Source organism: Alcanivorax sp. IL2, assembly GCF_047495475.1.
Classification (GTDB): Bacteria; Pseudomonadota; Gammaproteobacteria; order Pseudomonadales; family Alcanivoracaceae; genus Alcanivorax.
On the sequence record NZ_CP179932.1, the window covers coordinates 943,313 to 965,457 of the forward strand.

Below are 22,145 nucleotides of genomic sequence, written 5' to 3' on the forward strand. Positions count from 1 at the left end.
AGTTTCGAAAGGCAAAACCTCAAAGAGCGGTATTTTCAGGTTCTCGCGACTCGAAACTCGTACCTCGAAACTGAATCACCGCAGGGCACAGAGAGCGACGCCTACGACAACCTTTGAAAGGAAAATCCCATGACCCAAAAAATCGAATTCCTCTTCGACGTAGGTAGCCCCACCGCCTACCTGGCCTGGAGCCAACTGCCTGCCCTGTGCGAGCGCACCGGTGCCGAGCTGGTGTATGTGCCCGTGCTGCTGGGCGGCATCTTCAAGGCTACCGGCAACAACCCGCCCGGTGCCGTGCCCGCCAAAGGCATGTACATGATGCGCGACCTGGCCCGCTACTCCGCGCGTTACCAAGTGCCACTCACCATGAACCCGCACTTTCCGGTGAACACCATCACCCCCATGCGCATCATCACCGCCGCCATCGGCACCCCGGAACAGGACGCCGTCATCACCGCACTCTACAACGCCATGTGGCGCGAGCCCTGCAAACTCTCCGAGCCGGAAGAAATCACCCGCGTGCTCACCGCCGCCGGCCTGGATGCGCAAGCCTGGCTGGAAAAAGCCGCCAGCGATGAAGTGAAAGAACAGCTCAAAGCCAACACCGAAGCCGCCGTAAAGCGTGGCGTGTTTGGCGCGCCGACCCTGTTCGTGGGCAATGAGATGTTCTTCGGGCAGGACCGGCTGGATTTTGTGGAAGAAGAATTGAAAGGCAGTTAATAGTTAACAGTGAATAGTTAATAGTGAAAATCAAAAAACAGGAGTCGAATCTCCGGTGCGGACGTAGCTTGCCTCTGTAGGAGCTATGCTTGCCCCCAAGGGGATCTGCGACATGCGAACCGGCGTCGGCTTCGAAAGAAAATCGGGGGAAGACCTGCCCCCATTGCCCCTGTTAAGTTACCAAGGAGTCGGTGACGCCTTGGCGGGGGACATATGCAGCAGATGATTCAGGATGCTCTGGTTGCGTGGGTAGATGCTGCAGGGTTGGCCTTGCTTGCCATCATTGCCGGTTTGCTTGTTTATAAGGCGCTGGTTTACCTGATTGGCCGTTTTGCCGAGTCTGCCTCTGTCGGTCGCATCTTCTTTGACGCGGCGGCGCGGGCCATTGGTGTGTCGTTAGCCCTTATCGCCCTGAGCAGTGTGCTGCATACCGTGCCCGAAGAGCTTCCCTGGCTGGCACAGATTCGCCACGGCACCACACTGCTGCTGATCATCGCCCTCACCTGGACCGCCGTGGGGTTCACCTCCGCCATTGGCGACGTCATCGTCAAACTGAACCCGGCCTACGAAAACGAATGGAAGCGGGCGCGCAAGGTGGAAACCCAGACCCGCTTTCTGGTTCGCTGCCTGAATATCGTCATTGTGCTGGTTGGCACCGGCGCCGCCCTGATGACATTCGATTCTGTCCGCCAGATCGGCACCAGCCTGCTGGCCTCCGCCGGCATCGGCGGCATCATCCTCGGCTTTGCCGCCCGCCCGGTACTCAGTAATCTGCTGGCAGGCATGCAGATCGCGCTCACCCAACCCTTCCGCATCGATGACGCCATGTTTGTGCAGGGCGAATGGTGCTGGGTAGAAGAGGTCACGGCCACCTATGTAGTGCTGCGAGTGTGGGACCTGCGCCGTCTGGTGGTGCCGCTGCAATGGTTTATCGAAAACCCCTTCCAGAACTGGTCACGCAATACCGCCGACCAGATCGGCAGCACCCTGATCTGGGCGGATTACGGTATCCCCATCGAGCCGTTGCGCGAGGAATTCTATCGCCTGCTGGAAAGTGCCTCGGAGTGGGATGGTTCCACCGGCACCGTTCAGGTCGTGGAAGCCGGGGAAAAAGCCATACAGATCCGCTTCCTGATGAGCGCCAAAAATTCCACCACATTGTGGAACCTCCGGTGCTCCATCCGCGAAGACATGATCGCCTTTATCCAGAAACAGTTTCCCCAGTACCTGCCCCGCTATCGTGGCCAGCTGGAAGAGCCGCAGGAGCCAACCGGCCAGGCCAGCGTGTTGCCCTGATTCAATAAGGCCGCAAGCAACAACGCGCTCATCGCCGTTTGCGGCCCGTCCTTACCTCTCCGTCCGTGCCACTTAAGGCCACGCACCCATTGCGATGCCTTGCCTGCAAAATACGCAATTATTTGCTATCGTCGCCGATCTTTTGTCGCTGACGGATGCGGGCTGATGCTGAAATGGGTTTACGGTGTATTGATTGCCGCGTTTATCGCGATGGTGGTGGGCGGCGCGGTCAGCAAGGCCAAAGATTCCTGGCAGGCCCAGCAGCGTGCCATCACCATGATGCAGGAAAGCCAGCAGAAACAACGGCAGAAGTACGATGAAATCCGCGACCGCATTGCCCGCACCCAGGCCAAACCCTCCCTCAGCGACCATGACCGCTGGCTGATCGCCCACCTGCAGAAAACTCTCGATGGCCTGGAAAAGGTCGTCGACGGCCAGCAAACCCATTCCGCCCAGCTCTATCGCGGATTGCTACGCACCTGGGTGGGCTTTGCCTTTCTGGGGCTCGCCATGGTGGTGCTGGCGTTCTGCCTGCTGGTGCGCCCCAGCAAAGCACTTACCCGCGAAGAGAGGCAGTGGCTGACGAGCCACCCCCGCGACATCCCCGGCCTGCTGCTCGACCCCGGCGCCTACCGCAACAATGCGGCGCCCGTTCGCGGTGGCAGCAACTTCGTCACCGCCCGCATCAAACCGGCCAAGGCCGACCTGTTACGCATCACTCGCAGCCGGGCACTCACTGGCATGGGCCTGGCCTTTTTGATCGCCCCCCAGGGCGGCCTGGCGGTGGAGCTCTACTATATTGCCGACGCCCTGTTCGTGTCCCATATTCCCTTCGCGCAGATGACGTGGGGCGGCACCATGCAGGCGCTGATGCTGTCCATCTCCTTCACCTTGGCCGGCCTGTTCGTACTGTTCTCCACCACCAGCAACGCCAGCCTGGACCGACGCCAACAAACCATCACCCTGCCCGGCGACAACCGCACCCTGGCTTTCAATGAAGTGGAATCCGTTCAGCTCAACCAGGTACTCACCACCGGCGAACGCAGCTTCGTAAACAGCCAGATTCAATTAAACCTGCACAACGGCGAATCCCTGTCCCTGCTCAGCCACGCCGGCAAGGAACAGATCTACGTGGACCTGATCCGCACTGCCTTGTTTCTGGATAAACCGGCGGTGATCCCTGAAGCCTGATTGGAATGATAGCGATTGCTAACTTGGGGGTGTCGGTTGTCGCTATTCATTATTAACTATTCACTGTTAATTAATGTCCGCGTTTCCATGTCCGCCTAGATTGTGTAGATTCGGAACTGGATCACAAAGAACAACCGGTCAGCCAGGGTGGCATGGCCTGCGAAAGCGAATCGGGGGAAGGGATTCCTGTCTGTTTATCCTTATGCTGGCCTGGAACCGGCTCCTGAAATTCTTCTCCCCTTTTAATCAAAGCACGGGTCAAGACCTGGCCCCAATCACCACTGCTCGCAGCGTTAAATGGCTCTGCTTTTTCTATTAATCGAAGCTCAGAGCCAGTTCATAAATCGGTGCCGGTAGTTGGCGCCACAGCATCAGGTTCCGTGCCGGCAACAGTCCAGTTTGGGGTAGCTGCAAAGTCTGATTTCTTGCGGGTGCCATAAATTCAGTCTGGTTCGCAGGCTCACACCGTGCCAGTAGTTGTGTTGGTGTGTCGCCACTTAACTAGGCAAGGCAGCGGACGCAAAATACGCGCCGCTGCTCGCAGCGTTATATGCTCTAGGAGAAGTCGTTCATGATTACTGAAATACATATGGATGATGTGGCGAGTTATAGGCATCCCGTAGATATTTTCCTTTTGAACAAAGTTACCCTTGCGTACGGATTGAATGGCTCTGGGAAAAGCACAATCTCTAATTATCTTTATAACCCACAAGACCCTAAATACGGACGATGCCATATCAAGGAGGACTCAGAGCATGATGTATTGGTTTACAATCAACTATTTCTTAGGGACTATTTTTATGAAGAGGATTCTCTCAAGGGAATCTTCTCCCTGTCGAAGGAGAATAAGGAAGTTTTAGAGGCTATAGACCACGAAAGCAAAAAACTTGAAACACTAGACGGAAAGTATAAAGAAGCAGAGGGAAAGAAGGTTGAGATAGAGATTAAAAAGAATGTCTCAAAAAATGAAGTTATCGATAAGTTATGGGAAATCAAAAAGAAGTATTCCGGGGGTGACAGGGTTCTAGAGTATTGTCTTGATGGATTGAAGCGAAAAGAAAAGCTATTTGAGCACTTGTGCTCTATAACTCAACCAGAAGATATTCCTCAATTCTCAACTGATGATCTAAAGACGGAAGTGTCGTCTATTGCTGGCGATAACGTTCAACCAATTCATGAGGTAGCCGAATTTGTTTTTGATGGAATTCGAATCGAGGATGATCCGCTATTTCAGAAAGTAATTGTTGGCAGCCAAGAAGGTAGTGTTGCTGAATTTATTGCCAATATGGAAAACTCGGATTGGGTGCGAAAAGGCCTAGTGTATTTGCCTGAGAGCATACCCTCCTCCGGAGCGCCATGTCCCTTTTGCCAAAATGACACTATTACTAACGGGTTGGCGAATTCGATCAGGAACGTGTTTGATGATTCATATGATAGAGATATAGGGGCTCTTGAGGGTTGCCAGAACAGTTATGCTGAGCTTGAATTCGAGATAAGGTTTGGCGATATTAGCGAAATAAGCGTTGTAGATAAAGTAATCGTACAAAAGTGGAAAGCGCTAACTGAAAGTATTGTTTCTAGATTCCGAGAAAATAAACTCCTGATAGAGAAAAAGATAAGCAGCCCTAGTACACCAGTAAAGCTACTTTCTAGCTCTGCCGATGTTGATGCGTTGAATGCACTCATCCGGAAAATCAACGATCGAATTAGACCTTACAATGAAAAGCTTAAGAATAAAAAGCAATCGTTAGATGATATAAAGCGCAGATTCTGGCTTCTTATGAGGTTCCAATATAGCCAGTCCTTGGAATTTTTAGGGAAATCCCAGAAGCGCTTAGATGATGAGTTGGTGCAGGTGAAAGAGAATATAGTGGGAATTAATTCTGAAATTTCATCTGTTAAGTCCGGCATTTTGGGTCTGCGCAAAAAAACAGTAAATGTCCAAGAGGCTATTGATAACATTAATAATGGGTTGGCTGAGATAGGTGCAACTGGGTTTTCCGTGGTTCCTTACGGAGATAACCTATATAGAGTCCTTAGGGCCGATGATGATGGGAATGCTTTTCACTCGCTTAGCGAGGGTGAAAAAACGGTCATTAGCTTTCTGTATTTTGTAGAGTTGTGCAAAGGACAAAAATCGACAAACGACGTTCCCAAGAAAAAAGTCGTGGTTATAGATGACCCTATTTCCAGCCTATCCCACATTTATGTGTTTAATATCGGGCAGCTGATCAAACGAACGTTTTGCAATTCTTCTGCTTTTGAGCAGGTTTTGGTATTAACGCATAGCCTCTACTTCTTTTATGAGCTTACCTACACAAAAAAGTCAGATAGAGATCAGCTCCAACATCTGTTCAGAATTATCAAAAATAGTGAAGGTAGTGATGTCGTTAGGATGAGGTATGAGGAAATTCAAAATGATTACCAGACGTACTGGAGCATCGTAAAGGACGAGTCATCTCCTCCTGCATTGGTTGCCAATTGCATGCGTAATATTATTGAGTACTTTTTTAATTTTGTTCAAAAAAGGGATTTTAATAATGTATTTCAGAAACCTTCGTTATCGGGAGACAAATACCAGGCATTCTACCGATACATGAACAGGGAGTCGCATTCTTTAGGGCAAAACATCTTTGACATAAAAGAATTCGACTACGGAGTTTTTAGGGAAGGACTTCGGTTAGTATTCGAAGAGTGCGGCTATCCCGAGCATTACAAAGCGATGATCAAATGACAATAGCTGACATGGCACCTAACAAGCGACTGTGATCCCAAATCAGAGGTGTTCAAAACTCTGGGAGAGATAACGAGGGTCAGGTCTTGCCCCGTGCGCTTCTGGCTCTTAGTGGCCGGTATATCTAAACGAAAATGCCCTTGCTTCCAACGAAGACAAGGGCATCCTTTATTAACTATTAACTATTAACTATTAACTATTAACTAGCCCTTAATCGCCTTCTCCATAAACGGCGGCAAAACCAACGCCCCCTTATGCATGGCCGCTGAATAATACTTCGTCTCAAACCCTTTCCCGGTGGCATCCCCTTCGCGGAATTCGCTTACGTCGGTGTTCTTGCCTGCCAGGGTGCAGCTCCACCAGCCGCTGGGGTATACCGGCTGCGGGAAGGGCAGGGTCTGGGTGGTGGTGAAACCTGCTTCACGCATGTTGGCGTGCAGGTCCTTGATGATGGTGTCGCTGTGCAGCAGCGGGGATTCGGATTGCTGCACGATGATGCCGCCATCGGCCAGCACGCGGTGGCAATCGCGGAAGAAGTCGGCCTTGAACAGGCCTTCCGCCGGGCCCACCGGGTCGGTGGAATCCACGATGATCACGTCCACGCTGCCGTCTTCACAGTTGCGCATGTATTGCACGCCGTCTTCGAACAGCAGCTCCGCGCGGCTGTCGTTGTTGGACTCGCACAGTTCCGGGAAGTATTTCTCGGAGTAGCGGGTGACCATTTCGTCGATGTCGATCTGGGTGGCTTTTTCCACGCTGGGGTGGCGCAGCACTTCACGCAGGGTGCCGCAGTCGCCGCCACCGATGATGATGACGCGCTTGGGGTTGGCGTGGCTGAACAGCACCGGGTGCGACATCATCTCGTGGTAGAGGAAGTTGTCGCGGGTGGAGAGCATGGTGGCGCCATCGATGGTCATCAGGTAGCCGAAGGTGTCGGTTTCCCACATCTCGATGTGCTGATACTCGGTCTGCACTTCTTCCAGCTTCTGCTTGAGGCGCAGGCCGAAGGCGGTGCCGGCGGTGTCGAAGTGCTCGTAAAACCAGTTGTCTTTGGTGCTGCTCATGGGCGGTTCCGGTGGAGGCAAATGGGGATGTTCGACGGGTGAACGATAGTCGCGATTGTAAGTCCTATCGTGCGCCTGTCAAAGCAGGAAAAAGGGGTGCGAGTGCGGCGCCCCGGCAGGCATAATGCCCCCAGACGACACCCTTATTCAGGACAGGTAATGACCGACAGATCTCCCGTACCCGCCAGCGACATCTACAACGTGGATCGCTGGGGCGACAGCTACTTCCGTATCGACGACCAGGGCCAGCTGTGTGTGCGGCCCAATGGCGAGCAGGGCGGCCAGGCCACGCTGGAAGCGGTGCTGGAAAGCTGCCGGGCGGCCGGGTTGCGGGCGCCGGTGCTGGCGCGCTTTTCCGGGATTCTGCGCCAGCGGGTGAAGCTGCTGGCCGGGGCCTTCCGTGAGGCCATCGAGGCGAACCAGTACCAGGGCGGTTATACGCCGGTGTACCCGATCAAGGTGAACCAGCAGCGCCGGGTTGTGCACGAGATCCTGCGGGCCCGTGAAGATGGCGAGCGTATCGGCCTGGAGGCGGGTTCCAAGCCGGAGCTGCTGGCCGTGCTGGCGCTGTCCAACCCGGGCGATACCATCGTCTGTAACGGCTACAAGGATGCGGAATACCTGCGCCTGGCGCTGATGGGTGAGAAGCTGGGCTTTCACGTGCATATCGTGGTGGAGAAGATGTCCGAGCTGCCGGCGCTGCTGTCGCTGGCGGATGAGCTGGGCGTGTCGCCGCGTATCGGCCTGCGGGTGCGGCTGATGAGCATCAGCAAGGGCAACTGGCAGAACACCGGTGGCGAGAAGTCCAAGTTCGGCCTGAGTGCGCCGCAGCTGATGGCGGCCATCGAGCATTGCCGTGCCGCCGGGCGGCTGGACTGCGTGAAGCTGCTGCATTTCCATCTGGGTTCCCAGGTGGCCAATATCCAGGACATCAAGGCGGGCATGCGCGAAGCGGCCCGTTACTACACCGAAATGCGCGCCCTGGGCGCGGCGGTGGAAACCGTGGATGTGGGCGGCGGCCTGGGGGTGGACTATGAAGGTACCCATTCCCGTTCCTACTGCTCCATGAACTACGGGGTGGGCGACTATGCCCGCCATATCGTGCAGACCCTGCAGCAGCAGTGCGCCCAGCACGGTTTGCCGGAGCCCAACATCATTTCCGAATCCGGTCGGGCGCTGACCGCCCACCATGCGGTGCTGTTGGTGAATATCACTGACCAGGAGCAGATGGCGTCGGTGGCGGTGGACGCACCGGCGGCGGACGATGTGGCCGAGCTGCATCAGCTGTGGGAGCTGCAGCAGGCGCTGGCTGGTGAGCCGGGCAATCTGCTGGAGCGCTTCTCGGAAGTGACCGGTGCCTGGCAGGACATTCACCAGCGTTATGTCGCCGGTGACCTGGGCCTGAGCACCCGCGCCCGTGGCGAGCAGCTGTATATCAACTGCCTGCTGGCCCTGCGCGGTCGCCTGAACCCGCTGCGCAAGCAGCAGCGCGAGTTGCTCGACAGCCTCAACGAAACCCTGGCGGACAAGCTGTTCGTCAACTTCTCCGTGTTCCAGTCGGTGCCGGATGTGTGGGGCATCAACCAGGTGTTCCCGGTACTGCCGCTGTCCGGCCTGGACAAGCCCGCCACCCGCCGGGCGGTGATTCAGGACATTACCTGCGATTCCGATGGCCGCATCGACCAGTTCGTGGATGGCGAAGGCGTGGAAGCTACCCTGCCGCTGCCGGAACAGCTCAACGGCCACCTGGGGATTTTCATGGTGGGCGCCTACCAGGAAATCCTCGGCGACATGCACAACCTGTTCGGCGACACGGATTCCGTGGATGTGGACGTGGAAGCCGATGGCGCCATCACCCTGAGCCACGCCATCCAGGGCGATACGGTGAGCACCGTGCTGCGCTACGTGAACTACGATACCGACAAGCTGCTGGCGTCCCTGGAGCAACATTGTCGGCAGGCGCATTTGAGCGACGGCGAGCAGGAAACCTTTATCGGGCTGGTACGCGAGGGCCTGGCCGGGTATACCTATCTGGAGTAGCTACGAGATACGAAGCCGCTGTAGGAGCTATGCTTGCATGGCGAACCGCGTTTACGCGGAATTGCCCGCAGGGCGATCAGATCTTTCAGCGCTCGACAGATTTTATTCATGGCATTGTCAGGCCCTTGAATCTCTGTCGCCTCGCTACGCTCGGTTCGCCATGCAAGCATGGGCTCCTACAGCGGCGTTGTAGCTAGCGGTTAGCAGCTCGTCGCTCACAACTGATTTTTCCAAGCCAGCAAGGAGAGCAATATGCGTTATGAACTCTGTGCCAGCCAGGATATTCCCCAGGGGAAAAGCCGTGCTTTGGAAGCCGGTGAGAAGAAGCTGGTGGTGTATCACCTGAGTGATGGTTTCTATGCCACTCAGGCCCGTTGTACGCATATGTTTGCGTCGCTGGGTAAGGGCAAGATTCTTAAAGACAAGTGTGTGCAGTGTCCGCTGCACCGGGCGCGGTTTGATATCCGTACCGGGGAAGTGAGCGAGTGGGCCAATTTTCCGCCCGGTGTGCAGTTGTTGAATGTGGTGCGTGGCGAGAAAGCCCTGGAGACCTGGCCGGTCACGGAAGAAGACGGCCACCTGTTTGTGGAGATGTAATGGCAGCAAGGACAGAAGCCCAGCAACGGGCAACCCTGGAGCGGCTGGAAAAGTTCAGCCGTTTTACCGACAGCAGCATCGGCATTCCCTTTACCAAATTTCAGATCGGTGCCGAGGCCATTATCGGCCTGGTGCCGCTGGTGGGTGATGCGGCCGGCTTGGTGTTATCCAGCTATGTGCTGATTGAAGCGCAGCGGGCCGGGGCCAGCAAGAGTGTGAAGCTGCGCATGCTGCGTAACATGGGTATCGATTTCCTCGGTGGCCTGTTGCCGGTGGTGGGCGATGCCTTCGATGCCATCTACAAGGCCAATACCCGCAACACCAAGCTGCTGAAGAATTACCTGGAAAAGCAGCTCGAAGTGGAGCCGCCCCCGCCACCATTCCCCTGGAAGACCCTGATCGGGTTGTCGATCCTGTTTGCCGTTGTCACCGGTGGGCTGACGCTGATTTTCTGAAGCGTGAGCTCCCTCTTGTTGTTGGAGCCTTGCTCGCAAGGCGAAGGCCCGATGAAACGAAAACCTTCGCCTTGCGAGCAAGGCTCCAACGGTTGTGGCGGGGAGGGGAGAAGAGCGCTCAATGCATCGCCTGCCCGAGTTTATCGAGATAATGGCGCAGCCCACTGTGCAGCGGTTCGTCCAGCTGTTCGCTTTGTGCCTGCATGTCATTGAGCCACTGGCCCTGATGGTCGCTGTGATGCCACTGGTGGTAGCAGTACACCTGTAGCAGAAAGCTTTGCAGGAAGGCGGGTTTTTCCAGGTCGCTGTCGTTGGCCAGGGGGATGCGCGGGAACAGTTCGTGGAGCTTGCGGGCGAAGGCGCCGGAGGCCATGCCGATCTGTTGACCGCCGGCGTTATGCACCGGGGTGCTCAGGTGGCCACAGCTGGGGGAGCGGGCTTTGAGCACGAAGCCGCTGAGGGGTTCAGTCATGCCGGCGGCCACGTCTTCCAGTGCTTCGGTGACATCCTGCTGCGGGTTTTCCACGCCTTTGACGCGCAGGGCATCGTCCACCTGTACGACCTGAATCGGTGGGCGCGGGACCGGCAGGCCGATGGCCACTTCCGGGCAGGTGTCGCGAAAACGTAGCAGGGGGCCGAGCTGATGCACCAGGATGGCGTTATGTTTGTGGTCGCCGTCGTAGCGGACCTTCTGGCCGAGCAGGCAGGCGCTGACGCCCACTACCGGTTTCTGCCACTCATGCTGTGGCAGGGTGAAGCCCATCTTTTCCAGCAAATCCGTTAGCATGGAACACCTCCCTTCTTCCCCGATAAAGGTGACCGAACATGCAGGGCGTTTTTCTCGACACCGATACCCTCAATCCCGACGAGATGGACTTCTCCGCCCTGGAAGCGTTGATGCCCTGGACCTTTCATCCGCTGACCCGCCCGCAAGATCGGCTGGCGCGTCTGGACGGTGCCCAGGTGGTCATCACCAACAAGGTGGTGCTGGATGCCGCCACCCTGAAAGCCTGCCCGTCCCTCAAGCTTATCTGCATTTGTGCCACCGGTACCAATAATGTGGATCTGGACGCGGCCCGGGAGCTGGGCATCACGGTGTGTAATGTGAGCGGCTATGCGCGGGCCTCGGTGGCCCAGCACACCCTGACCATGATGCTGTCCCTGGCCACCCGCTGGCATCTTTACCATCGGGATGTGAAGGCCGGGGCCTGGAGCCGGGCGGAGCAGTTCTGCCTGCTCGATCACCCGATCATGGAACTGGCCGGCAAGACCCTGGGGCTGATCGGCCACGGGGATCTGGGCCGGGAAGTGGCACGACTGGCCGAGGCGCTGGGCATGCAGGTACTGGTGGCGGAATCCTTCCAGCGCCACGGTGGCCAATCCGGGCGGGTGGCGTTGGCGGAACTGTTACCGCAGGCGGATGTGCTCAGCCTGCATTGCCCGCTGACGCTGCAGACCGACAAGCTGGTGAATGCGTCGTTTATCGCGCAGATGAAACCGGGTGCGCTGCTGATCAACACTGCCCGGGGCGGCCTTATCGATGAACCGGCTCTGGCCGAGGCGTTGCGTAGCGGCCATCTCGGCGGCGCCGGCCTGGACGTACTCAGCAGCGAGCCGCCCCCGGCAGATCATCCCCTGCTGGCCAACGATATCCCCAACCTGATCATTACCCCGCACAACGCCTGGGGCACCCGGGAATGCCGGCAGCGATTGCTGGACGGGGTAGTGGAAAATATCCGTCAGTGGCAGGCGGGCAGTGCTATCAACGTGGTTAATTGAAGGTTGTTGTAGGAGCTATGCTTGTCCCCAAGGGGATCTGCGACATGCGAACCTGCTCGCGATTGCGGTTATTCGCATGTCGCAGATCCCCTGAGGGGCAAGCATAGCTCCTACGGTAATGATTCAACCTTTCTTTTTAAGCTGGCTGGCCAGCAGTTTGTCCATGCCCCGAAACAACGGCTGCGGTAGTTTCGTAGCCGGGCCGGGGAGGGCGGCGAGCAGGACGCTGCCCAGTTTGCCCATGGGGCGGGCGATACGGGTCGGGCGTTTTTCGCAGGCTTCAACGATCCAGCCGGCGGCTTTTTTCACGTGCATCATCGGCATGTATTTGTAGATGTCGGTGCGCGATGACATGGGCGTGCGCACCATGGGGAAGTACACCACCGTGGTGCTGATGCCCTGGTGGCCCATCTCGGCCTGCAGAGAGCGGGTGAAGGATTCCAGGGCGCTCTTGCTGGCCAGGTAGGCGGAAAATAGGGGGATGGGCACCTGGGTGGAAAGGCTGGAAATATTCACCACATGGCCATGGCCCTGGTCGAGAAAACGCGGCAGCAGTTTCAGGGTCATGGCCACGGCGCCGATGTAGTTCAACTGCACGGTGCGTTGATAATCGTGCAGGCGATCCAGCGACTGCTCAATGGGGCGGCGGATGGAATGGGCTGCATTGTTCACCAGCGCATCGATACGCGGCTGCTCGGCGAGAATCCGAGCGGCGCAGGCCTCGATGGCCACGTTGTCGCTCAAGTCGCAGGGGTAGATAAAGGCGCAGCCGCCGTCGGCTTCGATGAGTTCCTGGACTTCCCGCAGCTGCTCTTCCCGCCTCGCTACCAGACACACGGTGGCGCCCCGGCGCGCCATGATTTTCGCTGCCTCGGCACCGATGCCACTGGAGGCGCCGGTCAGTACGATGGTCTGTCCTTTCAGTTTCATGATTCAACCTTTCTACTCGTCTGGGCGAGGATTGTCCTGTTCGGCCTGTGGCATGCAATCTCACAGGCTCTACTCTAGGCCTTGATACGCCATATTCAGGCTTCAGGGCTGCCGTGGAATCGCGGATGCAGGTCTATGTTATCTCGTTATTAACCGATAAAGCTGGAGATGTGTCGGTATGAATATCCTGATCGTTGGGGCAGGGGCAGTGGGATTAGTGTACGGCCATTGTTTTCAGCAGGCCGGTCATAGTGTGACGTTTTTTATCAAGGAAAAGCACCGGGCAACATTGAATCAGGGGGTGACGCTTGTCCGCAAGAGACGTTTATGGCGTGACAATGTGAGCCAATTCAGTGATTTTTCCCTGATTTCAGACTGGCAGGCGGTAGGAAAGCAGCAGTGGGATCAGGTGTTGCTGGCGATTCCTTCGGATGCGCTGCGGCAGCTACCTTTCGATTCCATTTACCGGGCTATCTGTGATGCAACGCTGGTCATGCTGCAACCCAGTGAGGAGGATTCCCGGTTACTGTTGCGGTTCTGGCCAGCATCACAAGTCGTCAGGGGGATGATCAATCTGATCAGCTATTACCATCCCTTGCCGGGGGAGACGCCAGTGGCATCCGCCACGCCCCTGTCGATAGCCTGGTTTTTGCCTCCGACTGCCATGCCGCTATCGGGTGACAAGGCACGGCTCGACGATGTCTTGTCGCTGTTCAACGGAAGCGGTATTTACAGCAAGAGCGTTGCGAATGCACTGGCCAGTTCCCGCTTCCCCAATGCTGTGTTGATGACGTTTTTGTGTGCTCTTGATGCCAGCGACTGGCGTTTTGCACAGCTCCGGAGTGACCGGACGTTGCTGGCGTTACTGGTGGCCGCACAAAAGGACTTGCTCGAGGCGCTGGCGGCCAATGAAGCGCCACAGGAACAGAAAGCCATGAAGCGTGCGGCGGGCCTTCTCGGTTACTGGCCTTATCGCATGATTTTGGGGCTGGCGCCATTAGCGTTGCCCTTTTCTCTGGAGGCTTATTTGCGCGAACATTTTACCAAGGTTCGCTCCCAGACGGATCTCTATGTACAAGACTTCAGGCGCCACTGCGATAGTGTCCATCTGGCACAGTTGCATCAGCGGGCGTTTGTCGACATACAGACAGTGAGTTGATTATGTGGTTTCAGACAACTATCAGCCTGGCGGCTCGAAAGCGGGGCTGCCATCTGGTAACACGAGATATAATCGATGGTCTGCCAGGACTGGCCGATGTGAAGGTGGGCTTGCTGCATCTGTTTATCCAGCATACCTCCGCGTCGCTGACCATCAACGAAAACGCCGACCCGGATGTGCGTGGCGATCTGGAGCGGCACCTTAATGTGATGGTGCCGGAAAACGCGCCTTATTATGAACACACCCTGGAAGGCCCGGACGACATGCCCGCCCATATCAAGAGCATATTGATCGGTCCGTCACTGAGCCTGCCAATCAGCAATGGCCGACTGGCGCTGGGCACCTGGCAGGGGATTTATCTGTGCGAGCACCGGGATCATGGTGGGGCGAGGCGGGTGGTGGCGACGATTCAGGGGGAGTGATCGGCGGACGTTGTGACAAAGCCATCTACAAGGCCGCTGTAGGAACGTAGCGTAGCGGAGTAACGACCGTAGGTCGGCCCGAAGGGTGAGCGTAGCGAATAACGCCTCTCGAGCCGCGAACCGAGCGTAGCGAGGCGACAAAGATCTCAGCGATAGGCAGCCATATCTAGGAAGACCAGTGCCGTCCGGCAAGTCCTGATCGCCCTTTGGGCGATTCCTTGCTTCGCAAGGTTCGCGCCCTGGAAGGGCGCTCCTACAGCGGCTTCGTGGAGAAGTGTGTCAGTACCGAGTTGCGAGAAGCGAACCCCATATTTCAGGTGCTTTCGCGACTCGCTTCTCGTGACTTGTAACTCTATTCAGCGATCCACTGCAGAAACTCCCGGCGTTCTTCCGGGGTGGCCTGTTTCCACTGAGCTTTCAGGGTATCCAGGTAGCTGCCGGTCGGGGCCGGTGCGGGGGCTGCCTGAGTAGCCGGAGCTGAGGCGCTGGTCGCAGGCGCCGGGGCGGCGGCTTGCTGTGGCGCAACGCTTTCGGAGGCGGCGGTGCTCACTTCTTCGCCGGTGATGGGGGCCAGGAAACCACGCTTGAGGATCAGGTTGGATTCCGTGGCCGCGACTTTTTCACCGGTGGTGGTGTTGATGGCCTGGCCGGTAAAGGCGTCTTCCAGGGCGCGGGCCTCTTCCACGTTGGCCGGTTTGTCGTAATCCAGCTGCCATTTCTCGCCAGCCTTGCCATCGACGATGAAGTTGGCCGGGTTGGTTTTCACGATATCGTGGTTGTCCGCATCCAGCTGCCACAGTTCCTTGTAGTAGGCGAGGATCTCGTAGCGACCGGGGGTCAGCTTGAGTTCCTTGAAGTCGGTGGCGAAGAAGGTGTTTACGCCATCCACTTCCTTGCCGTTGATGGTGAACACTTCGATTTCACTGGGCACGCGCACGGTCAGCACCTGGCTGTCGGATTTGGCGGGGCCATCATAGAGCTGGACCACCGGGCTGCGGGCACAGGCGGACAGAAACAGGGCGCAGAGAACGAGAGGTATAAGGCGCAGGGACAGCATGGTATCTCCTTGATTGGCCCACCAGTCTGGCGGGCCGTGGTGACAGTATTGTGACAACTCAGAAGCCCCAGGTGTCGACCCGGGCAGGCGCCACGTTGCGATTCAGGGTGCTCAGGCCGCGGGCACAGCGCACGATCCACCAGATAGTAATCACTACCATCAGCAGCCAGCCGATAAAGGCCAGGGTGGTGATGCCGGCAATGACGCTGTAGAGCAGGCCGATCCAGAAGGTACGGTACTGGAAGCGGAAGTGCTCACGCAGGGGTGGCGGCGCATCCCCGGCGTGCAGGTGGGCAATGATAACCCCGGCAACGGCGGTCAGCCCGCCGGTGATCAGGCCCACCAGGTGTAGTACATAAACCGCCCGGGCCATGCCCAGGGACGATGTCTGGCTCATTGCGGGTCTCCCTTGCTGCGATAGGTTCTCGCCGGGCTGGCAGGTTCGCTGTTGCTGGCATTACAGGTCTGCACACAGGCGTCCTGTGTTTCGAAGGGCACGCTGCCCTTGCAGCCACCCCAGGTAAAGCTCTTGCAGCTGTCGCTTTCCTGATCGTAGTAGTAGCGCTGAAAAGCGGCCTTGCACATGCCGGTTTCCGGTGGCTGGTAACAGGCGTCCGGCAGCGTATTGCCAGCCTCGGTACCGTTCTGGCAGCCGGCCAGCAGGGTGATGAAGATGAGGGGAAATAGCAGTCGCATGGTGTCGTCCTTGTGTCGATCAGCAACGGCCCTGCCAAACCGGCAAGGCCTTTCAATAAGGTGTCACTTTACTCTGTCGGGGGTGTGCTAGTCAGCCCGGCAGTGTTTCTGGTCTTTGGGCAGGGTGTCGCCGCGCAGGCGAATCACGGTTTTCTGTAGCAGCAGGTTGTTGGGCAGGGTGTAGCGGTGGCCCAGCTCGTCCTGCACGGTGATGAAGATCAACCCCATGTAGCGGATCTGCCCGGTGACCGTGTTGTCGCCATCCAGCAGGCGGATACGGTCGCCCACCCGGTAGGGGGCGCTGAAGAACAGGATGATCGCCGCGGTGGTGTTGCTGAGCATGGACCAGCTGGCAAACAGGGCCACACCCAGCAGGGCCATCATCGACGTGGCGAAGACCATCAGCCCACTGCCGTTCAGGCCCCAGAGGATGCCGATGGACAACAGCGCCAGGACCACGCAGGCGCTGTTGATCACCACTGCCGTCTGGAAGATACGTGCCCGGCTGAAATCACGACGGCGGCCCAGGCGCCGGGTGGCACCCCGCAGTAATACGGACAATAGCCAGGCCACCAGGATAACGGCAACCGTGAGGCTCCATTTCATTGCGCTGGATTCCATCTCTGCCTCAACCGTGCTTGCCGGAAACGAAGGGATTGTTGGCCCGCTCGTGACCGATAGTGGACATGGGGCCGTGGCCGGGAATGAAGGATACATCGTCATCCAGGGTCAGCAACTTGTCCTTGATGGCCTGGACCAGGGTGTCGAAATCGCCCTTGGGGAAATCCGTGCGACCGATGGAACCGTTGAACAGCACATCGCCGACCACCACCAGTTTGCTTTCCGGCTGGTAGAACACCACGTGCCCCGGGGTGTGGCCCGGGCAGTGACGTACCTGGAGACGGGTTTCGCCCACGGTGACGGTGTCGCCTTCCTCGAGCCAGCGGGTCGGGGTGAACGGGCGCGAAGCGGGAAAGCCCATCATCTGCGCCTGCTGGGGCAGCATGTCGATCCAGAACTGGTCGTCGGTGTGTGGCCCTTCGATGGGCAGGTCCAGTTTTTCTGCCAGCTCGGCCACGGCGCCGATGTGGTCCAGGTGGGCGTGGGTGACGAGAATCTTTTCCGGCGTGCCGCCGACCTGCTGCAGGGCTTCCAGAATCTTGTCCAGGTCCCCGCCAGGATCGACGATGGCCACCTTCTCGGTGGTGTCGCATTTCAGGAAGGAGCAGTTTTGCTGGAAGGGCGTGACCGGCAGGATGGCGTACTTCATGGCTGTCTATCGGGTAAAAAATGTGCCCGCAGTATAGCCGCAAACCGGAATCCGGTTCATTCCCTGCAAAGCGTAAATAATGGCAAATTCCGACGTGCTGCCGCGGCGGGGGACGGAGGCGGTGCTATTTTAGCGCCTTTATCTATCTCGCAAAGGAAAGGGAACCATGGAAATGGAACAGGTGCAGCCTTATCTGGATAAGGCTATCGAGCTTGGCATGGGCTACCTGCCCAAGGTGGTGCTGGCCATCATTACCCTGATAGTGGGGTTCTGGATCATCGGGCGGATCACCAAGGGACTGAACCGGGTGCTGGGGCACAAGGCGGTGGACGATACCCTGCAGAAGTTCATGACCAGTTTCGTGGAGGTGCTGCTGAAGTTGCTGCTGCTGGTGGCAGTGGCCGGCATGGTTGGCGTGCAGACCACTTCCTTTATCGCCATGCTGGGTGCTATCGGTCTGGCGGTGGGCCTTGCCCTGCAGGGTAGCCTGGGCAACTTTGCCGGCGGTGTGTTGATCCTGTTTTTCAAACCGTATCGGCTGGGGGATATCATCGACGCCCAGGGGCATATGGGCAGGGTCCACGACATTCAGATTTTTAACACTATTCTGATTACCTATGACAATCAGCGGGTGGTGATTCCCAACGGTCCCATGTCTAACGGTTGCATCAAGAATGTCTTTTGCGAACCGCAGCGGCGGGTGGATATCGAATTCGGCATCAGCTATGACGACAGCATCGCCGATGCCCGGGTAGCGATACAGTCCGTGATTGATAACGACGACCGTATCCTCAGTGGCGACAAGTTCAACCCCAATATTTTTGTCTCCGCCCACGCCGATAGCAGTATCAATATGCTGACCCGGGTCTGGGTAAATTCCGAGGATTACTGGCCGGTGTATTTCGGCCTGTTCGAGCAGGTCAAACTGGCCTTCGATAAGGCTGGCATTACCATCCCTTATCCGCAGCGGGATGTGCATCTGTATCAGCAGAGCTGAGCTACGAGCTACGCTCGTTGGATGGGGAAGGCTAAAAATTCCCTCAAACTCTTGGATATCTACGAAGCCGCTTGTAGGAGCTATGCTTGCCCCCCAAGGGGGATCTGCGACATGCGAACCGAGCATAGATGGGCGGCAAAGGTAAAGGTCTATCCGCCGTTCTGTCTGGATAGACCTGTCGAGTGTTGAAATACCTGATCGCCCTACGGGCGATTTCCGCGCAAGCGCGGTTCGCCATGCAAGCATAGCTCCTACAGAAAGGCTCACTTGCCAAGGCTCGGATTGCGCCGCCAGCGGCGCTCCCGCAGCGGCGTTGTAGCTAGTGCCTAGCAGCTCGTCGCTGGAGGCGAAGCCGTGCTGCTTTACCGTTTCTCCAATACCACCGGCAAACCATCCTTGGGCATGATCAGCGGCACCTGTTGCACCGGCATTTCGTAGCCCGGTTTCAGGCTGACCTTGTAGCGCTGCAGAAAGTGGAACAGGAAGGTCTTGGTTTGCAGCTCGGCAAAGTTCAGGCCCAGGCACTTGTGGTGGCCACCGCCGAAGGGAATCCACTGGTAAAAGTGTTTTTTGTGCTCGGCGCGTTCGTTGTTGAAACGTTCCGGGTCGAAGGTGTGCGGGTTGCTCCAGTATTCCTCCATGTAATGGGTGAACAGGGGAGAGAGGTTGACCAGGGTGTTGCGCGGCAGGGTGTGGCCCTGGAAGGTCACTTCCTTCACGGTGCGGCGCGGGAAGGCGGTCAGCGGTGGTCGCATGCGCAGGGTTTCGCGGAACACCCAGCCGGTCTTTTCCAGTTTGGCCAGGTCGTCGTAGTCCAGGCTGTCCTTGTCCAAGCTGGCCATTTCTTCGGCCAGCTGATCCTGCCAGTAGGGGTGCTGCGCCAGCAGGTAGATGATGGAACAGAGGGTGCTGGTGGTGGTGTCGTGGGCGGCGAACAGCAGGAAGATCATGTGGTTCATCACGTCCTGATCGCTCAGGCCACCTTCTTCTTCAGCGGCCTTGCACAGCTCGCTGAAGAAATCCGGGGTCTCGCTGGCCCGTTTCTGCGGAATCAGGTCGGTGACGAATTTTTCCAGGTAGCGGCGTCCTGTCATGCCCCGGTGCCAGAGGGTGCCGGGAATCGGCAGGCGCAATACCGCCAGGGAGGCATCGGCGGAGTCGATAAAGGATTTATTTACCTTGTCGGATTCCGGGCCCATGTCCAGGCCGAAGAAAATCTGCGCACCCACATCCAGCAACAGCGCCTTGATATGGTCGAAGAAGCTGAGCGTTTCGCCGGTTTGCCAGGGCTGGATCTGGCTGCTGATATGGGCGTTCATGCGGTCCAGGTAGCTGGCCAGTGCCGGCTTCTTGAATGCCTGCTGCATGATGCGGCGATGAAATTTATGGTCGGCAAAGTCGCGCAGCATGAGCCCGTCGGTGAACAGCTTTTCCAGGAACGGGTTCCAGGCGGCGCGGCTGGAAAATACGTGATCCGGGTCCTTGAGGACAAACTCGTTGGCCTCTGGCCCAAGCAGAGTGACGCCGCGTTGAAACAGCACCGATCCCTTGGAGACCAGACCGTATTTTGCGGCCCGCCGGGTGACCAGCTTGTGGTAGTCCTTGAGGAACTCGATGGTGTCACCCAGTAACGGCGTACCATAATCCCCCGGAATATTGTCCAGTTTGCGTTGTGGCAGGCGCGGCAGACGGGCGGCATCCTGCTGGGCGGTTTCCATGCTGCTGCTCATTGTCAGCTCTCCCGATAAACACGTTGTATAGCGTCAATGTACTGTGAGCATACTGTGGCGAACAGGGGGCTGTTGGCAGCGGTCAATGCGGGATGTGCTGTCCAGCCACCATGGCATGGCTCGTGCTAGCATTGGCGCCATCATCAAGGAGAAATCTATGTCCAAGCCCGCGGCAGCCTTCGAGCCCCTGGCCCTGGCGGTATTGACCGTCAGCGATACCCGTACCCCGGATAACGACACGTCCGGGGACCTGCTGGTCCAGCGTCTGGAGGAAGCCGGCCACCACTTGCAGGCCCGCCAGATCGTCAAGGATGACATCTACCAGCTGCGCAAGGTGGTGTCCGAGTGGATCGCCGACGAGCGTATTCAGGGCATTGTTACCACTGGCGGCACCGGCTTTTCCGGGCGCGACTCCACCCCGGAAGCCCTGGGGGTTTTGTTCGACAAGCACATCGAAGGTTTCGGTGAACTGTTTCGCCAGGTCAGTGTGGAGGATATCGGCTCGTCCACGATTCAGTCCCGTTGCCTGGCCGGGCTGGCCAATCGCACGGTGATCTTCTGCCTGCCCGGTTCCAATAATGCCTGCGCCACCGGCTGGGATCGCATCATCCGCGACCAGCTGGATGCCCGTCATCGCCCCTGCAACTTTGTCGCGCAGATTCGGCGTTGAGAACGATGACAATGATGAAGGATGAAAGGATGCGCCGATGAGTTTGATGCCGGTAGAGGACGCCCTGGCCCGGTTGCTGGACAGCGCCGCGCCGTTTGCCCGTGTGCAGGAGATCGCTCTTGGTGACGCCCGTGGCCAGTACCTGGCCCAGGACGTGGTGTCCCGCGTGGATGTGCCCGCCTTCGATAATGCCGCCGTGGATGGCGTGGCCCTGCGCTATGCAGACCTGGACGAGCCGGGCCTGACCCTGCCCATGCCGCTGCGCGTTGCCGCCGGTGACCCGCCGGGTACCCTGATGCCGGGGCAGGTGGCACGGATCTTCACCGGCGCGCCGGTGCCCGCCGGGGCGGATACCGTTTTGATGCAGGAAGACTGTGAAATTGCTGACGGCCGGGTACGGCTGCCGGCACAGGCGTCGGTCACCGATGGGGAGAATATTCGCCCGGCGGGGCAGGATGCCCGGTTGGATGAGGTGGTGATGCGCGCCGGCCAGCGCCTGACTCCCCAGGCCGCGGGGCTGATTGCGTCGGTGGGGGTGTCACGGGTGCGAGTGTATGCCCCCCGGATATTGGTGCTGACCAGCGGGGATGAATTGCAGGCGCCGGATGAAATGCCCCTGCCCGGCAGGATCTACGACAGCAACGGCCCGCAACTGGAGCAGTTGCTGATACAAAGTGGCTTTGCCGACGTGCGGCGCGAACATCTGCCGGATGACCCGGCTATCATCCAGGCGACCCTTACCCGGGCGCTCACCGATCCTGACCAACGCCCGGACGTGATTATTTCCACCGGCGGCGTGTCCGTGGGCGAAGAGGATCATCTGCGCGCGGTGCTGGAAAAGCAGGGCCAGCTGGATTTCTGGCGCCTGGCGATCAAACCGGGCAAGCCGTTCACCTACGGCAGCGTAGATGGCATTCCGTTTTTTGGTCTGCCCGGCAATCCCTCTGCCGTGCTGGTCTGTTACCTGATGCTGGTGTTGCCCACCTTGCGCCGGGGCTGTGGTGCCGAAAATGTCTTGCCGGCACCGTTCCGGTTGCCGGCGGATTTTTCTGTCAAAAAAGCCGGCAAGCGGCAGGAATATTTACGCGTTCGCTGCGTGCCAAAGGACGGCAATATGATGCTGGAAAAACACCCCAATCAGAGCTCCGGCATGTTGAGCTCTGCGGTGTGGGCGGACGGGCTGGCGGTGGTGCCGGTGGGAGAAACCGTATCGCCGGGAAGCATGCTGGCATACTGGCCGTTCCCGGCGCTTTTGTAAGAAGTAGGGTGGATTAGCTTCAAGCGTAATCCACCAAAAAACGGCAAGCGGTGGATTACGCCTGCGGCTAATCCACCCTA

General features: G+C 57.8%; 22 protein-coding genes. 13 read left to right on the forward strand and 9 right to left on the reverse strand.

Annotated features, from left to right (window positions below):
- The first annotated feature begins 129 nt into the window (after positions 1-129).
- The 4 genes from ACMG4N_RS04415 to ACMG4N_RS04430 all read left to right on the forward strand — a co-directional run bounded on the left by ACMG4N_RS04415 (position 130) and on the right by ACMG4N_RS04430 (position 5,941).
- A complete protein-coding gene (locus tag ACMG4N_RS04415; RefSeq protein WP_414432993.1) occupies positions 130-720 on the forward strand; it encodes a 2-hydroxychromene-2-carboxylate isomerase in 591 nt (196 codons plus the stop codon).
- A gap of 213 nt (positions 721-933) precedes the next feature.
- A complete protein-coding gene (locus ACMG4N_RS04420) occupies positions 934-2,016 on the forward strand; it encodes a mechanosensitive ion channel family protein (RefSeq protein ID WP_414432994.1) in 1,083 nt (360 codons plus the stop codon).
- A 165-nt stretch (positions 2,017-2,181) separates the two neighbouring features.
- Positions 2,182-3,207 (forward strand): hypothetical protein, encoded by a 1,026-nt coding sequence (locus ACMG4N_RS04425; protein ID WP_414432995.1) that lies wholly within the window; start codon positions 2,182-2,184, stop codon positions 3,205-3,207.
- A gap of 571 nt (positions 3,208-3,778) precedes the next feature.
- A complete protein-coding gene (locus tag ACMG4N_RS04430) occupies positions 3,779-5,941 on the forward strand; it encodes an AAA family ATPase (RefSeq protein ID WP_414432996.1) in 2,163 nt (720 codons plus the stop codon).
- Positions 5,942-6,144: 203 nt separating this feature from the next.
- On the opposite strand, the gene speE is transcribed toward ACMG4N_RS04430, so the two are convergent.
- A complete protein-coding gene (gene speE, locus ACMG4N_RS04435) occupies positions 6,145-7,005 on the reverse strand; it encodes a polyamine aminopropyltransferase (RefSeq protein WP_414432997.1) in 861 nt (286 codons plus the stop codon).
- A gap of 159 nt (positions 7,006-7,164) precedes the next feature.
- On the opposite strand from speE, the gene speA reads away from it, so the two are divergent.
- The 3 genes from speA (at position 7,165) to ACMG4N_RS04450 (ending at position 10,097) form a co-directional block, all read left to right on the forward strand.
- The gene (gene speA, locus ACMG4N_RS04440; RefSeq protein ID WP_414432998.1) at positions 7,165-9,045 is read left to right on the forward strand and encodes a biosynthetic arginine decarboxylase; all 1,881 of its coding nucleotides are present in this window, start codon (positions 7,165-7,167) and stop codon (positions 9,043-9,045) included.
- Positions 9,046-9,297: 252 nt separating this feature from the next.
- Entirely contained in the window at positions 9,298-9,642 is a 345-nt protein-coding gene (locus tag ACMG4N_RS04445) for a Rieske (2Fe-2S) protein (RefSeq protein WP_414432999.1), read from the forward strand.
- On the forward strand, positions 9,642-10,097 hold the full coding sequence (locus ACMG4N_RS04450) for a DUF4112 domain-containing protein (protein WP_414433000.1): 456 nt from the start codon (positions 9,642-9,644) through the stop codon (positions 10,095-10,097). Before ACMG4N_RS04445 ends, ACMG4N_RS04450 begins: the two co-directional genes overlap by 1 nt.
- 118 nt (positions 10,098-10,215) lie before the next feature.
- Here the strand turns inward: ACMG4N_RS04450 and ACMG4N_RS04455 are convergent, their stop codons facing one another.
- Positions 10,216-10,884 carry a DUF523 domain-containing protein gene (locus tag ACMG4N_RS04455; protein WP_414433001.1) on the reverse strand — a complete coding sequence of 223 codons (669 nt, stop codon included), beginning with the start codon at positions 10,882-10,884 and terminating at the stop codon, positions 10,216-10,218.
- A gap of 38 nt (positions 10,885-10,922) precedes the next feature.
- Between ACMG4N_RS04455 and ACMG4N_RS04460 the strand changes: the two genes are divergently transcribed.
- Positions 10,923-11,876, forward strand: coding sequence for a 2-hydroxyacid dehydrogenase (locus tag ACMG4N_RS04460; protein ID WP_414433002.1), 954 nt, complete (start codon positions 10,923-10,925; stop codon positions 11,874-11,876).
- Between the two features lie 123 nt (positions 11,877-11,999).
- Here ACMG4N_RS04460 and ACMG4N_RS04465 read toward each other — a convergent pair whose 3' ends face one another.
- On the reverse strand, positions 12,000-12,806 hold the full coding sequence (locus ACMG4N_RS04465; RefSeq protein WP_414433003.1) for an SDR family NAD(P)-dependent oxidoreductase: 807 nt from the start codon (positions 12,804-12,806) through the stop codon (positions 12,000-12,002).
- A 178-nt stretch (positions 12,807-12,984) separates the two neighbouring features.
- Between ACMG4N_RS04465 and ACMG4N_RS04470 the strand changes: the two genes are divergently transcribed.
- Positions 12,985-13,965, forward strand: coding sequence for a ketopantoate reductase family protein (locus ACMG4N_RS04470; RefSeq protein ID WP_414433004.1), 981 nt, complete (start codon positions 12,985-12,987; stop codon positions 13,963-13,965).
- 2 nt (positions 13,966-13,967) lie between these two features.
- The gene (locus tag ACMG4N_RS04475) at positions 13,968-14,387 is read left to right on the forward strand and encodes a secondary thiamine-phosphate synthase enzyme YjbQ (RefSeq protein WP_414433005.1); all 420 of its coding nucleotides are present in this window, start codon (positions 13,968-13,970) and stop codon (positions 14,385-14,387) included.
- Between the two features lie 352 nt (positions 14,388-14,739).
- Here the strand turns inward: ACMG4N_RS04475 and ACMG4N_RS04480 are convergent, their stop codons facing one another.
- The 5 genes from ACMG4N_RS04480 to ACMG4N_RS04500 form a co-directional block, all read right to left on the reverse strand.
- The gene (locus ACMG4N_RS04480) at positions 14,740-15,444 is read right to left on the reverse strand and encodes a DUF2057 family protein (RefSeq protein WP_414430383.1); all 705 of its coding nucleotides are present in this window, start codon (positions 15,442-15,444) and stop codon (positions 14,740-14,742) included.
- A gap of 58 nt (positions 15,445-15,502) precedes the next feature.
- Positions 15,503-15,841, reverse strand: coding sequence for a DUF4870 family protein (locus tag ACMG4N_RS04485; RefSeq protein ID WP_272997683.1), 339 nt, complete (start codon positions 15,839-15,841; stop codon positions 15,503-15,505).
- A complete protein-coding gene (locus ACMG4N_RS04490) occupies positions 15,838-16,140 on the reverse strand; it encodes a BPTI/Kunitz domain-containing protein (protein ID WP_297765023.1) in 303 nt (100 codons plus the stop codon). The genes ACMG4N_RS04485 and ACMG4N_RS04490 overlap by 4 nt, the downstream gene beginning before the upstream one ends.
- Before the next feature lie 87 nt (positions 16,141-16,227).
- The gene (locus ACMG4N_RS04495; RefSeq protein ID WP_272997681.1) at positions 16,228-16,746 is read right to left on the reverse strand and encodes a mechanosensitive ion channel domain-containing protein; all 519 of its coding nucleotides are present in this window, start codon (positions 16,744-16,746) and stop codon (positions 16,228-16,230) included.
- 22 nt (positions 16,747-16,768) lie between these two features.
- Positions 16,769-17,410, reverse strand: coding sequence for an MBL fold metallo-hydrolase (locus ACMG4N_RS04500; protein ID WP_335626887.1), 642 nt, complete (start codon positions 17,408-17,410; stop codon positions 16,769-16,771).
- Positions 17,411-17,576: 166 nt separating this feature from the next.
- Here ACMG4N_RS04500 and ACMG4N_RS04505 point away from each other — a divergent pair, with 166 nt between their 5' ends.
- Positions 17,577-18,407: a mechanosensitive ion channel family protein gene (locus ACMG4N_RS04505; protein WP_272979995.1), complete on the forward strand. Its 831-nt coding sequence runs from the start codon at positions 17,577-17,579 to the stop codon at positions 18,405-18,407.
- Positions 18,408-18,769: 362 nt separating this feature from the next.
- On the opposite strand, the gene ACMG4N_RS04510 is transcribed toward ACMG4N_RS04505, so the two are convergent.
- Entirely contained in the window at positions 18,770-20,137 is a 1,368-nt protein-coding gene (locus ACMG4N_RS04510; protein WP_414433006.1) for a cytochrome P450, read from the reverse strand.
- Positions 20,138-20,294: 157 nt separating this feature from the next.
- Between ACMG4N_RS04510 and moaB the strand changes: the two genes are divergently transcribed.
- Positions 20,295-20,807, forward strand: a complete 513-nt coding sequence (moaB, locus tag ACMG4N_RS04515) for a molybdenum cofactor biosynthesis protein B (RefSeq protein WP_335626890.1) — start codon at positions 20,295-20,297, stop codon at positions 20,805-20,807.
- Between the two features lie 37 nt (positions 20,808-20,844).
- Positions 20,845-22,065: a gephyrin-like molybdotransferase Glp gene (gene glp, locus ACMG4N_RS04520; RefSeq protein WP_414433007.1), complete on the forward strand. Its 1,221-nt coding sequence runs from the start codon at positions 20,845-20,847 to the stop codon at positions 22,063-22,065.
- Positions 22,066-22,145: the final 80 nt, after the last annotated feature.

Coding starts and splice junctions, on each gene's coding strand:
- ACMG4N_RS04415 (WP_414432993.1), top strand. CDS start 130: ATGACCCAAAAAATCGAATTCCTCTTCGACGTAGGTAGCCCCACCGCC.
- ACMG4N_RS04420 (WP_414432994.1), top strand. CDS start 934: ATGCAGCAGATGATTCAGGATGCTCTGGTTGCGTGGGTAGATGCTGCA.
- ACMG4N_RS04425 (WP_414432995.1), top strand. CDS start 2,182: ATGCTGAAATGGGTTTACGGTGTATTGATTGCCGCGTTTATCGCGATG.
- ACMG4N_RS04430 (WP_414432996.1), top strand. CDS start 3,779: ATGATTACTGAAATACATATGGATGATGTGGCGAGTTATAGGCATCCC.
- speE (WP_414432997.1), bottom strand. CDS start 7,005: ATGAGCAGCACCAAAGACAACTGGTTTTACGAGCACTTCGACACCGCC.
- speA (WP_414432998.1), top strand. CDS start 7,165: ATGACCGACAGATCTCCCGTACCCGCCAGCGACATCTACAACGTGGAT.
- ACMG4N_RS04445 (WP_414432999.1), top strand. CDS start 9,298: ATGCGTTATGAACTCTGTGCCAGCCAGGATATTCCCCAGGGGAAAAGC.
- ACMG4N_RS04450 (WP_414433000.1), top strand. CDS start 9,642: ATGGCAGCAAGGACAGAAGCCCAGCAACGGGCAACCCTGGAGCGGCTG.
- ACMG4N_RS04455 (WP_414433001.1), bottom strand. CDS start 10,884: ATGCTAACGGATTTGCTGGAAAAGATGGGCTTCACCCTGCCACAGCAT.
- ACMG4N_RS04460 (WP_414433002.1), top strand. CDS start 10,923: ATGCAGGGCGTTTTTCTCGACACCGATACCCTCAATCCCGACGAGATG.
- ACMG4N_RS04465 (WP_414433003.1), bottom strand. CDS start 12,806: ATGAAACTGAAAGGACAGACCATCGTACTGACCGGCGCCTCCAGTGGC.
- ACMG4N_RS04470 (WP_414433004.1), top strand. CDS start 12,985: ATGAATATCCTGATCGTTGGGGCAGGGGCAGTGGGATTAGTGTACGGC.
- ACMG4N_RS04475 (WP_414433005.1), top strand. CDS start 13,968: ATGTGGTTTCAGACAACTATCAGCCTGGCGGCTCGAAAGCGGGGCTGC.
- ACMG4N_RS04480 (WP_414430383.1), bottom strand. CDS start 15,444: ATGCTGTCCCTGCGCCTTATACCTCTCGTTCTCTGCGCCCTGTTTCTG.
- ACMG4N_RS04485 (WP_272997683.1), bottom strand. CDS start 15,841: ATGAGCCAGACATCGTCCCTGGGCATGGCCCGGGCGGTTTATGTACTA.
- ACMG4N_RS04490 (WP_297765023.1), bottom strand. CDS start 16,140: ATGCGACTGCTATTTCCCCTCATCTTCATCACCCTGCTGGCCGGCTGC.
- ACMG4N_RS04495 (WP_272997681.1), bottom strand. CDS start 16,746: ATGAAATGGAGCCTCACGGTTGCCGTTATCCTGGTGGCCTGGCTATTG.
- ACMG4N_RS04500 (WP_335626887.1), bottom strand. CDS start 17,410: ATGAAGTACGCCATCCTGCCGGTCACGCCCTTCCAGCAAAACTGCTCC.
- ACMG4N_RS04505 (WP_272979995.1), top strand. CDS start 17,577: ATGGAAATGGAACAGGTGCAGCCTTATCTGGATAAGGCTATCGAGCTT.
- ACMG4N_RS04510 (WP_414433006.1), bottom strand. CDS start 20,137: ATGAGCAGCAGCATGGAAACCGCCCAGCAGGATGCCGCCCGTCTGCCG.
- moaB (WP_335626890.1), top strand. CDS start 20,295: ATGTCCAAGCCCGCGGCAGCCTTCGAGCCCCTGGCCCTGGCGGTATTG.
- glp (WP_414433007.1), top strand. CDS start 20,845: ATGAGTTTGATGCCGGTAGAGGACGCCCTGGCCCGGTTGCTGGACAGC.